General features: G+C 50.7%; 13 protein-coding genes. 5 read left to right on the forward strand and 8 right to left on the reverse strand.

Annotated elements, in window-relative coordinates; genetic code table 11:
- Positions 1–417: 417 nt before the first annotated feature.
- The 4 genes from B067_RS0102660 to B067_RS0102675 all read right to left on the reverse strand — a co-directional run bounded on the left by B067_RS0102660 (position 418) and on the right by B067_RS0102675 (position 4,223).
- Positions 418–2,220 carry a sensor domain-containing diguanylate cyclase gene (locus B067_RS0102660; RefSeq protein ID WP_019528507.1) on the reverse strand — a complete coding sequence of 601 codons (1,803 nt, stop codon included), beginning with the start codon at positions 2,218–2,220 and terminating at the stop codon, positions 418–420.
- A 121-nt stretch (positions 2,221–2,341) separates the two neighbouring features.
- Complete coding sequence (locus B067_RS0102665) at positions 2,342–2,995, reverse strand: thiol:disulfide interchange protein DsbA/DsbL (protein ID WP_051083804.1); 654 nt, start codon at positions 2,993–2,995, stop codon at positions 2,342–2,344.
- Between the two features lie 203 nt (positions 2,996–3,198).
- Positions 3,199–3,861 carry a c-type cytochrome gene (locus B067_RS0102670; RefSeq protein WP_019528509.1) on the reverse strand — a complete coding sequence of 221 codons (663 nt, stop codon included), beginning with the start codon at positions 3,859–3,861 and terminating at the stop codon, positions 3,199–3,201.
- A gap of 62 nt (positions 3,862–3,923) precedes the next feature.
- Positions 3,924–4,223: a c-type cytochrome gene (locus B067_RS0102675; protein ID WP_019528510.1), complete on the reverse strand. Its 300-nt coding sequence runs from the start codon at positions 4,221–4,223 to the stop codon at positions 3,924–3,926.
- Positions 4,224–4,421: 198 nt separating this feature from the next.
- Between B067_RS0102675 and yihA the strand changes: the two genes are divergently transcribed.
- The gene (yihA, locus tag B067_RS0102680; RefSeq protein WP_019528511.1) at positions 4,422–5,072 is read left to right on the forward strand and encodes a ribosome biogenesis GTP-binding protein YihA/YsxC; all 651 of its coding nucleotides are present in this window, start codon (positions 4,422–4,424) and stop codon (positions 5,070–5,072) included.
- 547 nt (positions 5,073–5,619) lie between these two features.
- Here yihA and rpmG read toward each other — a convergent pair.
- The 3 genes from rpmG to radC all read right to left on the reverse strand — a co-directional run bounded on the left by rpmG (position 5,620) and on the right by radC (position 6,946).
- On the reverse strand, positions 5,620–5,790 hold the full coding sequence (gene rpmG / locus B067_RS0102685; RefSeq protein WP_019528512.1) for a 50S ribosomal protein L33: 171 nt from the start codon (positions 5,788–5,790) through the stop codon (positions 5,620–5,622).
- A gap of 11 nt (positions 5,791–5,801) precedes the next feature.
- The gene (gene rpmB / locus B067_RS0102690) at positions 5,802–6,038 is read right to left on the reverse strand and encodes a 50S ribosomal protein L28 (protein WP_019528513.1); all 237 of its coding nucleotides are present in this window, start codon (positions 6,036–6,038) and stop codon (positions 5,802–5,804) included.
- A gap of 233 nt (positions 6,039–6,271) precedes the next feature.
- Complete coding sequence (gene radC / locus B067_RS0102695; RefSeq protein WP_019528514.1) at positions 6,272–6,946, reverse strand: RadC family protein; 675 nt, start codon at positions 6,944–6,946, stop codon at positions 6,272–6,274.
- A gap of 117 nt (positions 6,947–7,063) precedes the next feature.
- Here radC and coaBC point away from each other — a divergent pair, with 117 nt between their 5' ends.
- From coaBC to slmA, 4 genes are all read left to right on the forward strand, one after another.
- Entirely contained in the window at positions 7,064–8,269 is a 1,206-nt protein-coding gene (coaBC, locus tag B067_RS0102700; protein WP_019528515.1) for a bifunctional phosphopantothenoylcysteine decarboxylase/phosphopantothenate--cysteine ligase CoaBC, read from the forward strand.
- 114 nt (positions 8,270–8,383) lie between these two features.
- A complete protein-coding gene (locus B067_RS22225) occupies positions 8,384–10,864 on the forward strand; it encodes a phosphomannomutase/phosphoglucomutase (protein WP_083921357.1) in 2,481 nt (826 codons plus the stop codon).
- A 96-nt stretch (positions 10,865–10,960) separates the two neighbouring features.
- Entirely contained in the window at positions 10,961–11,860 is a 900-nt protein-coding gene (gene argB, locus B067_RS0102710) for an acetylglutamate kinase (protein WP_019528517.1), read from the forward strand.
- Positions 11,861–11,999: 139 nt separating this feature from the next.
- Positions 12,000–12,602, forward strand: a complete 603-nt coding sequence (gene slmA, locus B067_RS0102715; protein WP_019528518.1) for a nucleoid occlusion factor SlmA — start codon at positions 12,000–12,002, stop codon at positions 12,600–12,602.
- An 80-nt stretch (positions 12,603–12,682) separates the two neighbouring features.
- Here slmA and B067_RS19525 read toward each other — a convergent pair whose 3' ends face one another.
- Positions 12,683–13,366, reverse strand: coding sequence for a hypothetical protein (locus tag B067_RS19525; RefSeq protein WP_019528519.1), 684 nt, complete (start codon positions 13,364–13,366; stop codon positions 12,683–12,685).
- Between the last annotated feature and the right edge of the window lie 18 nt (positions 13,367–13,384).

Here is a 13,384-nt window from a genome sequence, read left to right on the forward strand (position 1 = left end):
TCGCTTTTTTATAAGCTTATACCGTATCGTCGCAGCTGCTTGCTCTGTTGGTATAGATAATACCGCTCGGCTTTTGACGAATTGAAACGGCACCAGACTAAACAGCCATGACGCGCCGGCCACTACTTTGCGTGAATAGGAGGCTACAGCCCCTAGTTTTGGGCTTCGTGGCCAGACCCTTAGGCAACGTACCCCCATAGCCATACGCCTTAGGCAGCCCCACCGCTAGTAGGCTGCAACTATAACCCTACCTCGTAATACTCTAAACCCGCAGCTCGCATGAACTATACGTAACCGGCAGAGGCTGCGTGTATCGCCCGCTCCCGCCTTATGGCCACGCGCAGCGGCAGCCGCATCGTACAGTGTGTTTTTTATGAGCTACGCCTTGCAATTGCGGACCCAGCAACGCGAGCCAATTTAAGCCTTATGATTTTGCGGGGCGACTATCACACGGTTTCTGCCTTCGTGCTTCGCCTGATACAGCGCCTTATCGGCGCGGGCAAATACCGCATCGGAATCGTCGTCACCGCTAAACTCGGTTATGCCAAAGGAGAGGGTGATGGTGACTGGCTGCTCTTGAAAGTGAAAGGGGCACTGGGCTATCGCCTCTCTTACTGTATCGATTACGGTATACGCTGCCTGCTGATTCGTTTCTGGCATTAACACCACAAATTCTTCGCCACCAATACGGGCAATAAAATCGCTTTTGCGCAGGCGACTGGCAATGCTGCGGGCAATAATACGCAATACTTTATCGCCCGCTTGGTGACCGTAACTATCGTTAATGGCTTTGAAGTGATCGATATCGCACACCACTAGGGTCAGCGGCCGCTGATAGCGCCGCCAGCGCTCAAACTCCTGCTCTAGGTGCAGATTGTACGCTTCACGGTTAGGCAGCTGGGTGAGCACATCCCGCAACGCACGCTGACGCTGCTCTTCTATTTGCAGCTGCGCCTGCTGTGATTGCAGTTCCATACTTTTAACTTGCTCAACCAAGGCGTCGAGTTGCGCGGATACGTCTTGCTCGCGGGTTTGCTCGCCGCTCTGATGTTTATTCATCACCGACAACACTTTATCCAAGCGGTCGCTGACCTCTAATTTTAATTGCTCTAGGTCGTTAACATTGACCACGCTATTTTGCATGGCCGCCACTTGTACACGCATGGACGCCTGTAGCAATTTCTGGGCGTGCTCGCTATCACCCTGTGACCGCTGCGAGCTACTAATAATGTCATAGGCCGAACTCAACCTATCATTTAGCTGCTGCAAAAAACTTTCGAAAGCCTGCTGGTCTCTATCAAAAGCCGACACTATCACTATGCTTATCTGTTCCAGCACAGCGACTAATTCATACCAATTTAAGCCTTGCTCTATTTGCTGCATGGCCTTTTCATGGTTTGCCACAGCCATGGGCGGCGGCTCTATTTGCTGTAGTAGCTCCCTCAAGATTTCACACACAACCGTATTAATTCTTGAAAAGCCCGGCTCTAGCGACTGGCTTTTATCCACCCCCACACGAGGTAGATCCGGTACCACTTCATCGGCCGCGGCAACCGACAGCGATAACGCCTGCTCTGAGCCAGACTCTGCCGCCGAGCCTACACCTAAGCCTAAGGCCGGTTCAGCGCTGCCATCAGCCTCATGCGCCACGGACTCAGGCTGCACCTGTTCGGCCGACGACTCACCGCTCCCGCTTCGTAAACGCTGCCACCATGACCGTCTAGGCGCAGCATTTGCGTTATCGGCGAGCACCCGCTGCTGTAGCTCACTAAATTCTTTTAACAATAAGGGCTGAAAGGGCAAATCGGCACTGCGCGCTTTGGCCACTTTCTGAAAAGCCTTCAGCGCTTTATTATTATCACTATCGGGTTTTAGCTGCTGCAGCTGTGCCACTAACGCGGTAAAAGCCAAGGCCACTTGCCGACCTCTATCGGTTTTAATGGCGTCCATGCGTTTTACTTGCCCGCCTAAAGCCTCAACTACGGTCTTTAATTCTTTGGCGGATACGCTTTTGGCTTGTAATAAGCCGCGCATACCTAGCAGCTGTTTATCCAACCCCTTGTCCATGCCATCGGCAATCATGCTAATGCGCAAGGTGGCTTGATTAAGCAAACTCAATAAGGTTTTAAACTGCTTATCTTGGCGCTCTTGTTGATCGAGACTATCTAGATATTTGTCTTTCCAGCTCTTGCCGGCATTATTATTGGATTGGGTAGGCACGGCATAAATCTCTATTTAAAAAATTACTGGCAAGTATAGCCTAGTAAATAGCCCCCATAAAAAAGCCGAGATTCATCTCGGCTTTAGTGGGTATTGTGACGAATGACTATTTAAAAGGCGTCTAGCTGGCCGCTGCCATAGCTGCGCGCTCTTTAGCAATTAAATAATTCATTACGGTTATCATTTGCTGTTGGCCACCAGCCATCTTACCGCTAACACGATACTTGCCATTTACCACAACTTCCGGAGTACCGCTAATTTTATAGCTGCGAGCACGGGCATCGGCTTGGCGCACTTGGCTTAGCACCCCAAATGACCCTAAGGTTTTTAAGGCTTGATCGCGATCTACGCCATAATCGGCAAACAAATCGGCCACAGCTGCTGGCGTATTCAAGCGCTTACGCTCTACATTCAAGGTCACAAATAGAGGTGTGTGTAGGGTATCCAAGACTTTTAGTGCTTGCGCCGCATAATAAGCCTGCGCGTGCAGTTTCATAGCGCCGCCCCACATTGCCGGTGAGCGATAAAAGTCTACGTCGTCGGCCTTGCTCTCTTCCCAAGCATGAATAATAGGCTCAAAGTTATAGCAGTGGCCGCAGCCATACCAAAACACTTCTACCACTTCTATCTTACTGGCATCACGGGTGCGCACAGGGGTATCCAGCACCGTGTAGTGTACGCCCGCCTCATATTGCTGCTGGGCAAAGGCTGTAGTTGCTATCATTAACATTAGGGCGCTGATCACCAGGGATGCCAGTCGTCTCGTTGAGCTCATAGTCTTCTCCAAACTAAATCATATTATCGGTATAAGTATACTGGGTTGGTAAGACACCAAACTTGGCTATAGAGTTCCTCTATAAGAGCTCCTAGCGCGTGCTTAAAGTGTCTTAGCGTTAAGCGCAAGCAACAAAAAAGGCAGCCATAGCTGCCTTTTTTACATGACCCAAACGCATATTACTAGAGTCATTATGAGGGCTATTAATACAAGCCAGAAATATAACTGGCTACCGCTTCAATTTCACTGTCGCTAAGCGGGTAAGCATTGTCGCGCATCATTTGCGTGTCGCCATCATTGCTGCGGCCACTGTGGTCGCCATCGGCGGCGGCACGGAAAGCCTTTAACTGCGCAGCAACATAGTCAGCATGCTGACCCGATAAACGCGGGAAACCCGCAGGCGCATTGCCTTTACCGGTAGGTGAGTGGCAGCCAGCGCAGGCGGCAACACCTTTAGCACGTATACCCGCGGCGTAAATTTCTGCACCCTTGCTCACTAGTTCAGCTTTCGCTTGGCCACCGGATGCTGGCTGCGCGGCGAAGTAAGCGGCGATATCGGCTAAGTCTTGATCATTGAGGCCATTCAACTGGCCTGCCATTTGGGCAATATTGCGGCCGGCACATTTACGTGCTTTTTGCTCATCAGCTGATAAGGCACCACACTGTATATCTTGTAACTGTTTAACTAAGTAGCGCTCGTTTTGACTGGCTAGCTTAGGGAAGCTGGGAACCGTACTGTTGCCACCTTGGCCATGACAAGCCACACAGGCCGCTGCTTTGCCTTCCCCGGCAGTAGCATCGCCGCCAGCATAGGCCCAGCTCGCCAAACCGAAAGAAACTAAAGCCCCTACTAATAGTTTTTTCATAATCAATCCAATCTTCAAATAGCAGCCATTATCAAAAACGACTTGTTGTTATTAGGCCGCGGTTATTTAGCCGCCGACATATACTCGATTAATGCTTTAAAGTCATCTGCGCTGCAGTTCATACACATACCTTTAGGCGGCATGGCATTTAAGCCGTTTTGTACGCTATGCAGAAGGGTATCCATGCCTTTTTCTAAACGTGGAGCCCAGTCACTGGCCACCCCTGTTTTAGGTGCATTGGCCGCACCGGTGGCGTGGCATAGTCCGCAGGTTTTAGCGTAGTACGCGCTTACAGCCTGTTCGGAAGCTTGCGTCATAGACGCCATAAACGGTAAAAGAACAACTAAAAGTAGTTTTTTCATTGCATACCTCCTGCATAGACTACGATAATGCACTCGCAGTGCGCACTTATATTAGAAAACGGCGGCATTATACACAAGAGTAGACTCAAACCGCCATCCCCGCACGACAAGCTTTAACGAATAAGCCTACGCCAGCAGCTATACTGCTGACGGCTTAACCCCATAGACCACTAGCAATACTCAGCCTAAGGCCAACGTGTGACCAGCGAACCTAGTAGCAAAGCTCTTAACTTTCGAGTTGCCGAATTTTTCACCAGCGCCCCCAAATTGGCTGACTGCCCGCCCGACATAGGGGTAGAGGTTGCCTTTGCCGGCCGTTCTAATGCCGGTAAATCCAGCTCTATTAATACCCTGACCGAAAATAAAAAGATGGCCCGCATCAGTAAAACTCCTGGGCGCACCCAACTGATTAACTTTTTTAGACTCAGCGACAGCCAGCGCTTAGTCGACCTACCCGGCTACGGCTATGCTAAAGTGCCACTAGCCGTCAAAGAAACCTGGCAGCGCCACCTGGAGCAATACCTACGCGAGCGGCAATCACTAAAAGGCTTAATTTTATTAATGGACAGCCGCCACCCGCTGCAGGAATTTGACCGCATGATGATAGCCTGGGCACAAAGCTGCCAAATGCCGGTGCATATACTACTCACCAAAAGCGACAAGCTTAAAAACGGCCCCGCCAAAGCCACCTTGCTAAAGGTACGCAACGAGTTTGGAGCCGAACCGCTAATCTCCGTGCAACTATTCTCGTCGCTAAAGCGTACCGGGCTGCCAGAGCTGAGAACGAAGTTGGGGGAGTGGCTGGGCCCAGCCCGGCCACAACCTCAGTCAATAGATGCTAGTCTCTAGTTCCGAGCTGAAAAGCACCTAGCTATAAAGCCTCTAGCGTTTTTTACTAGCGACTAAAGACTATATAACTAGCGACTTTTTATCCAAAAAAAAGCCCAGCGACGAAAACCGTACTGGGCATAAAACAGTGTCTAAACATAGGGGATCGAGACACTTTGGAGACCTGGATGGGGAATGCTTAGCATCCTCATATTTACTATGACGCCCCTATTCAACACTAGTTCCATTCCCGCTAAATATTTTCTTCTAGCGACTAACCACTAGGAACTAGCGACTCTCACCCATAAAAAAACCCGGTCACAATTAACGCGCCGGGTCTAAAGTGTGCCCTTAGGGGGTGGGCACGATTCAGGGAGTTCAGATCAAAAACAATAAATATTTCCGTTCTGCATACTCTGACGCCCCTCTTCCAACTTGGTTCCATCCACCGGCAAATTTTCACTCTTACAGCTTGCAGCTTATAACTTGCCACTGTTAAGCGCCTAGCGCTTAACTCGAAACATAAAAAAACCCAGCACAGGGCTGGGTTTTTAAGCAGCGAGATTAATTACTTAATTTTCGCTTCTTTGTACTCAACGTGTTTACGAACCACAGGATCGTACTTTTTGAACAACATCTTATCAGGAGTGTTGCGCTTGTTTTTGTCAGTCGTGTAAAAGTGACCAGTACCGGCAGTTGAAACCAGACGGATGAGGTCGCGTGCACCTTTCTTAGCCATAATCTAGCTCCTTAAACTTTTTCGCCACGAGCACGAATGTCAGTTAATACGACATCTATACCCTTTTTATCGATAATACGCATACCTTTACTGGTAACACGTAATGAAACAAAGCGTTTTTCAGACTCAACCCAGAAACGGTGCTGGTGTAAGTTAGGTAAAAAACGACGCTTAGTGCGGTTTTTTGCGTGGGAAACATTGTTTCCTGTTATCGGACGTTTGCCGGTAACTTGACATACTTTAGACATGAGCTGAGCGCCCCTTTCAGATAGCAAATTAAAACTGGTGAGCCGGGCAAGCTACAAGGTCTTTCAAGGCTCAAAGAGCACTTTATGGAGACTGCATGTGATCTCTATGTAGACCACCCCGAACAGAGCGCGACTTTATACCAGAACAGCTATGCCATATCAACTGAATGGAGTGAATTTAGCCAATTTAGTCTATATTTCACCCAAAAACACGTATTTACCCCAGATTAGCCTCACAATAAGCCGCGCTCAGCAAACGATAAGGCCTCGCCATCACCCACCACAATATGGTCCAAAACGCGTATCTCCACCGTCGCCAAAGCCTCACATAAACGTTGGGTAATACGCTGGTCGGCTTGGCTAGGCTCGGCTATGCCGCTGGGGTGATTATGGGCCAAAATTAGTGCCGCGGCGTTATGCTTTAACGCCAGTTTAACGACTTCTCGCGGATAAACGGAAGCGGCATCGATGGTGCCGTAAAACAGCGGCTCGTAGTGGATAACCCGGTGCTGGCTATCCAGCAATAGGCAGGCAAACACCTCGCGGCATTCATCCCTGAGGCAGGCGCGCAAATATTCACGGGTTAATTGCGGGCTGGTGAGGGCGTTGGAGCGGCGTAGCTGCTCACCCAAGTGGCGGCGCGACATCTCTAGCACCGCCTGCAACTGGGTATATTTGGCGGCCCCCAAACCCTTGGCGGCACAGAACTGAGTCAAATCGGTATTGAGCAACGGCCGCAAGCCGCCAAAGGACTCTAATAAATCGCGTGCCAAATCGACAGCGCTCATGCCCTTAGTGCCGGTGCGTAAGAATATGGCCAGTAATTCTGCGTCCGATAAGGCCGCAGCGCCTTTTGCCAACAGTTTTTCTCGGGGCCGCTCTGCCGCGGGCCAGTCTGTAATTGCCATCACCACTCCTTGTTTAGGCTTTATTCGTGCAATCCCCTGCACAGTTACTTACAATTCGCTGTTATTATGTAGCGCTTAATTTACTCCTTTATTAATTATTGGTCGACCCACAACCCCATGCAGCAATTAAACAATAAGCACATCCTATTAGGCGTGACCGGCGGCATAGCCGCTTATAAATCCGCTGAGCTGATACGCCGCCTCAAAGAACAAGGTGCCGAAGTGCAAGTGGTGATGACCGCAGCGGCGCAGGAATTCATCACCCCGCTAACCTTACAAGCGCTCTCGGGCAACCCGGTACACACCAGCCTACTAGACCCTGAGGCCGAAGCCGCCATGGGCCATATCGCCCTAGCCCGCTGGGCAGACTTAGTTTTAGTCGCCCCCGCCACCGCCGACTTTATGGCTAGGCTAGCCACCGGCCAGGCCAACGATTTACTCACCACCCTATGCTTGGCCACCAATGCGCCCATCGCCATCGCCCCAGCCATGAACCAAGCCATGTGGCGCGATGCCGCCACCCAGCAAAACCTAAGCACGTTAATCGCCCAGCAGGTCGCCATTTTTGGCCCCGGCGACGGCGAGCAAGCCTGCGGCGATGTAGGCCCCGGCCGCATGATAGAGCCCAACCACATTGCCGAGCTAGCCGCCCAGCAATTTGCTAGCGGCAGCCTAGACGGCGTTAAACTCGTAATCACTGCCGGGCCCACGATAGAAGCCATAGACCCCGTACGCTTTATCAGCAATCACAGCTCCGGCAAGATGGGCTTTGCTCTAGCGCAGGCCGCCATAGACGCCGGCGCCAGCGTCACCCTAATCGCCGGCCCCGTACACCTAGCCACCCCCGAACGCTGCCAGCGCATCAATGTACAAAGCGCCGAGCAAATGTTGCAGGCAGTCAACGAGCAACTAGCGCACTGCGATATTTTTATAGGCTGTGCCGCCGTTGCCGACTACCGGCCCGCCACGGTAGCCGAGCAAAAAATCAAAAAAAATGACGACAGCATGACCATCAGCCTCGTGCGCAACCCCGACATTATTAGCGCCGTTGCCCAGCACCAGCCGCGTCCTTTTTGCGTAGGTTTTGCCGCCGAAACCGAAAACCTACTGGCCCACGCCCAACAAAAGCTGGCCCGTAAAAATCTGGATATGATTATTGCCAACGACGTCGCCAATAGCGCCATCGGCTTTAACAGCGATAACAATGCCGCCACCCTCATTACTCAACATGGCCAGCAGCTCTTAGCGCTGGCCAGTAAAACACAATTAGCCCGTGCCGCTATTGTCCATATCGCCCAGCATTTTAAGCAAGCAAACTGTTAAGCGCCAAGTAAGCGCTATGACGATATAAACTGGACAAGGGAGCCAACAACTCCCATTATTTAGCACACGTAAGTGACAGCTTTTTGCAACGGGCTATTGCCCTTATGGATAGATATGGTTAAGCAAAAAAATAATAACAACAGCCCCGCCGCTAAGCCCGCCAATGCGATTAAAACCAATTTAGTACGCTGCGCTTTAATCAGCCTACTAGCCGTGTGCGGCAGCTTTTTATATTTGGCCTTAATTGAACAGCCCAATAGCCAGCGCGAACAGCTAGACACCCTAGCCAACCGCTTAGCCGACAACCAAGTTTTTTTGCTCAACCAAGCCATAGACACTATCCAGCTGCGCAGCCATCAACTGGCTACCAACCCACAATTACTTGCCGCTCTAGAAAACGGCGACTCCGCTCGCTTGGTCACCTTTCAAATTGAACTACAGCGCAGCTTCCCGCTAGCCATTAGCGCCAAAATCATCCCTCTGGGAACATTGGGTATAGCCGGGCTAGATAAACAACAGGCCTCTCTACGCAATAATATTGAGTTGGATATGTTGCGGCGAGTAAGCAACGATGAAAAAATCGTCATCGAGTCTTATCGCAGCGATAAGCTGCCACTTTTTTCACTGGCCGAAGCCATTCAAGGCAAAGGTAAAAAACACGCCGCAGGTGCCTTACTGATTAGTTACAACAACACCCTGCTACACGAGATACTAAGCCAACTAGACAGCAATCTAGGGCAAACTAGCTTAGTGCAAACCTTGGGCGGCAATAGCACTCTGGCAAAAATAGGTGACGCCGCCAGTAACGCGCCTACCATTACCCGCAGCACCGCCGTTAACCACTGGCAGCTCAGCTTCACTCCCTCAGCACAACTGATCGCCAACCACAGCCCCGCCTCGCCACTGATTTGGATACTGCTGGCTATCTGCCTAGTGGCCATACTGGCTGCTACAGCGCTCACCTTCGGCAGCCTAAACAAAGCGCTGGCGGATAATCTGGCGCTATTAGCTGCCCGCAGCAAAGGGCCTTTTAGCTTGCCGGGCTTTAGCGATACCGCGCAACAACTGCTGGCAGACCTGAAAAAACTAGAGGCACAAATCAAAAGAAAACAGGCCGCCGCCAAGCAACAAGACGACACCGCCAACATCAACCCGGTAGATGCTATAGCCGCGGAGCTAGGCCAAAATAGCCAGGCCGGCGACTCAGCGCCAGCACTGCCGCAAGACATCCCCAGCACCATCTTTAGAGCCTACGATATACGCGGCATTGCCGATCAAGAACTCACCGACGAACACTGCTACGCCATAGGCCTAGCCATAGGCAGTGAAGCCCGCGACCAAGGCCAGCAATCGCTACTGGTTGCTGCCGACGGCCGCCACAGTTCACCCCGCATACGCGAGGCGCTGAGCAAGGGCATATTGGCCAGCGGCTGCGATGTGATAGACATAGGTATGGTGCCCAGCCCGCTGCTGTACTTTGCTACTCATCAGCTAGAAACCCAAAGTGGCGTGATGATTACCGGCAGCCACAACCCCGCCGAATACAACGGCCTTAAAATTGTTATTGCCGGCCACACCTTATCCGAAAAAGCCATCAGCGCCCTGCGCGATCGCATAGTTAATAACAAGCTGCACAGCGGCAAGGGCGCCTACCGCAGCGAAGTGATAGAAGACGAGTACATCGATTATATTATTAACGATGTCGCTATCGCCCAGCCGCTAAAAATTGTGATTGATGCCGGCAATGGTGTCACCGGCAACATCGCCCCGCGCTTGTTTGAAGAGCTGGGCTGTGACGTTATTCCCCTTTACTGCGACATAGATGGCGACTTTCCCAATCACCATCCCGACCCTACGGTAGCGGCCAACCTCGCAGATTTAATCGTCAAAGTAAGAACAGAGGGTGCCGACTTAGGCATAGCCTTTGATGGCGACGGCGACCGCCTAGGGGTAGTAACCGCCGAAGGTAATATCGTGCCCGCCGACCGCTTATTAATGCTGCTGGCGCAGGATGTCGTCTCCCGTAACCCCGGTGCCGATGTTATTTTTGATGTTAAATGCACCCGCAGCCTCAACAGCTTAATCAGTAACTACGGCGGCCGCCCCATTATGTGGAAAACCGGCCACTCCTTTATGAAAGAAAAAATGCTAGAAACCGGCGCCTTACTGGGCGGCGAATTTAGCGGCCACATTTTCTTTAAAGAGCGCTGGTTTGGTTTTGACGACGGCATGTATGCGGCGGCACGCTTAATCGAAATTTTAAGCACTACCGACCCCGACCTAGACGCCCAGCTCAGTGTCTTCCCCGTTACCGTAGCCACCCCCGAATTGAAAGTGGCCAGCGACGAGCAGCGCAAGTTCAGCATTATTGAACAGCTCATTCAACAGGGTCAGTTTGGTGATGGCAAAGTCTCCACCCTAGACGGGGTTAGAGTTGATTTTAATGATGGCTGGGGCTTGGTACGCGCCTCGAATACCACCCCCATGTTGGTGCTGCGCTTTGAGGCCAACGATCAGCAAACTCTAAGCGATATCCAAACTATTTTTAAACAGCAGCTGAGCAATATAGATAGCAGCCTGCAGTTTGATTTTTAACTAGCGCCGGTTTATTTTTAGGCGCTGTTAACACCACCTCTCGCAGAGCCACAACGCCCGCGCTACAATAGCGCCTTTTACTTGTTAAGGACCACCATGTCGCTCTCTAGAGACGCCGCCACCAATATCGCCAATGTGCTAACCGAAGCGCTACCCTATATCCAACAATTTACCGGCAAAACCATCGTTGTGAAATTTGGCGGCAACGCCATGGTAGACGACAACCTCAAACAACAATTTGCCCGCGACATTGTATTAATGAAATTGGTAGGCATGAACCCCGTGGTAGTACACGGCGGCGGCCCGCAAATAGGCTCACTGCTGAAACGCCTCAACATAGAATCCCATTTTGTCGACGGCATGCGCGTTACCGATAGCCAAACCATGGACGTGGTAGAAATGGTTTTGGGCGGCGCAGTCAACAAAGAAATTGTTAACCTACTCAACACTATAGGTGGTAAAGCGGTAGGTATTACCGGTAAGGATGGTCGTTTAATACAAGCCAAAAAAATGACCGTTAATCACCAAACACCCGACATGACGGCGCCTGAAATCATTGATATAGGCCACGTGGGCGAAGTCGAAAAAATTAACACCGGCATTTTAGACACCTTAATTGACAGCGACTTCATACCGGTTATTGCGCCCATAGGCGTAGGCGAAGACGGCCGCTCCTACAATATCAATGCCGACTTAGTGGCGGGCAAGATGGCTGAAGTGCTAAAGGCCGAAAAGTTAATGCTGCTCACCAATATCGCCGGCTTAATGAACAAGCAAGGCGAAGTACTGACGGGTTTATCTACACCACAGGTTGATAGTTTAATTGCCGACGGCACTATATATGGCGGTATGCTACCTAAAATAGCCTGCGCCCTAAGCGCCGTAAAAGCCGGTGTTAACAGCGCCCATATTATAGATGGTCGCGTGCCCCATGCGCTGCTATTAGAAATTTTTACCGACGTAGGCGTGGGTACTTTAATTACCAATAAAAACTAAAAGCGTACGGCGTTATTTCACGCCGGCTTAAACCGCTAAGTTTTATTGTTATTTATTTGTATTTCTCACACTTTTTTTTATTGCAGCCCGAGCTACGAGTAGTTAGGATGGCTGCTCAACCAATACAGAATAATTGGTCATGACTAAAAAAACATCACGCCGCCAACAAATTTTAGAATCCCTCGCTCACATGCTAGAAATTAGCCCGGGCGAACGCATCACTACCGCCAAGCTGGCGAAAGAGGTGGGGGTTTCTGAAGCTGCACTTTATCGCCACTTCCCCAGCAAATCTAAAATGTTTGAGGGCTTAATTGAGTTTATTGAAGAAACGATATTTAGCCGAGTCAGCCTAATCTTAAATGATGAGCCGCAAGCCTTAGCGCGCTGCGAACTGATACTCACACTGCTGTTAGGCTTTAGTGAACGCAACCCAGGCCTGTGCCGCATATTAACCGGTGACGCCTTAGCCGGCGAAACCGAGCGCTTACGCAACCGCGTAGCGCAGTTTTACGACCGCCTAGAAACCCAGCTTAAGCAGATTTTACGTGAAGCCGAAATCCGCGAAGGCGTACGCACCACCCTACCGGTAAATATCGCCGCCAACCTATTATTGAGTGCCGCCGAAGGCCGCATTAGTCAATTTGTACGCAGTGAATTTCAACGCCCACCCACCGAAAACTGGCAACTACAATGGCCAGTATTGGTTAACGGTTTAATGAAAGAAGCCTTGGTTAGCAGTTAATTAGTAGCCGCCACTAGGACTGAGCAGCCGCAACAGATGGTTAGCGGCGAAAGGTTTAGCGGCAGCAAGGCAACCCACGTTTAGTAATAACTTCTCTTCGTCGCTTTAGGCCGTGCTTGGCTGCGTATATGGATGCGGTCTTGCAGCGTTTTGAATCTATCGATATCCCTGGCAAAACGCGAGGCGATGGTTTCCACTTCATTTTCGCGCGCCGAGATAGAGTCTTCTATATCTTTAATCTCATCGTGTAAGACATTGATTTTCTCTAGCAAAGGCTGAGGCACTTCACGACTACCGCGCTCTATATCGGCGGCCCTTGCTTGCTCTCGCTCGATTTCAGATTTCACCGAAGAGCGATTCGATTTTAAGATACTCACCCGCACCTTGACGCTTTGTATGGCGCGCTCACGGGCAGCCTCTATATCTTCTATGCTGCTATAACGCAGCATTAGGGATTTGTCCCATTCGTCTAAACGCCGCTGCTCTTCTTCACGCATACGCTCTTGGGTAAGCACATTATTTTTGTCCAGCAGCTCCTTACCCGTCAGCTGGCGAGGCACCCGCTTGATCAATTGGCCACCCACCGTAATAACGTCATACCCTAGAGGGGCCGCTTCTGGCGGCAGGTAATCAACAATAACCTGCACGCCTTTTTCATTAACGTAGCGGTAGTAGCTCTTCTCGCTGCCAGTATCTGCGGCATAAGCCCCCACACAGCAGCTGTATAAAAGAACACCTAGCAATAATGTTTGTAAGTTCGCCACCCGTTTAATCCCATCCTG

Origin of the sequence: Dasania marina DSM 21967, assembly GCF_000373485.1 — a bacterium.
Lineage (GTDB): Bacteria > Pseudomonadota > Gammaproteobacteria > Pseudomonadales > Dasaniaceae > Dasania > Dasania marina.

Bases quoted from the DNA above. Each gene is read 5' to 3' on its own strand.
- B067_RS0102665 (WP_051083804.1), bottom strand. From the start codon at position 2,995: ATGAGCTCAACGAGACGACTGGCATCCCTGGTGATCAGCGCCCTAATG.
- B067_RS0102670 (WP_019528509.1), bottom strand. From the start codon at position 3,861: ATGAAAAAACTATTAGTAGGGGCTTTAGTTTCTTTCGGTTTGGCGAGC.
- B067_RS0102675 (WP_019528510.1), bottom strand. From the start codon at position 4,223: ATGAAAAAACTACTTTTAGTTGTTCTTTTACCGTTTATGGCGTCTATG.
- rpmG (WP_019528512.1), bottom strand. From the start codon at position 5,790: ATGGCTAAGAAAGGTGCACGCGACCTCATCCGTCTGGTTTCAACTGCC.
- rpmB (WP_019528513.1), bottom strand. From the start codon at position 6,038: ATGTCTAAAGTATGTCAAGTTACCGGCAAACGTCCGATAACAGGAAAC.
- radC (WP_019528514.1), bottom strand. From the start codon at position 6,946: ATGGCAATTACAGACTGGCCCGCGGCAGAGCGGCCCCGAGAAAAACTG.
- coaBC (WP_019528515.1), top strand. From the start codon at position 7,064: ATGCAGCAATTAAACAATAAGCACATCCTATTAGGCGTGACCGGCGGC.
- B067_RS22225 (WP_083921357.1), top strand. From the start codon at position 8,384: ATGGTTAAGCAAAAAAATAATAACAACAGCCCCGCCGCTAAGCCCGCC.
- argB (WP_019528517.1), top strand. From the start codon at position 10,961: ATGTCGCTCTCTAGAGACGCCGCCACCAATATCGCCAATGTGCTAACC.
- slmA (WP_019528518.1), top strand. From the start codon at position 12,000: ATGACTAAAAAAACATCACGCCGCCAACAAATTTTAGAATCCCTCGCT.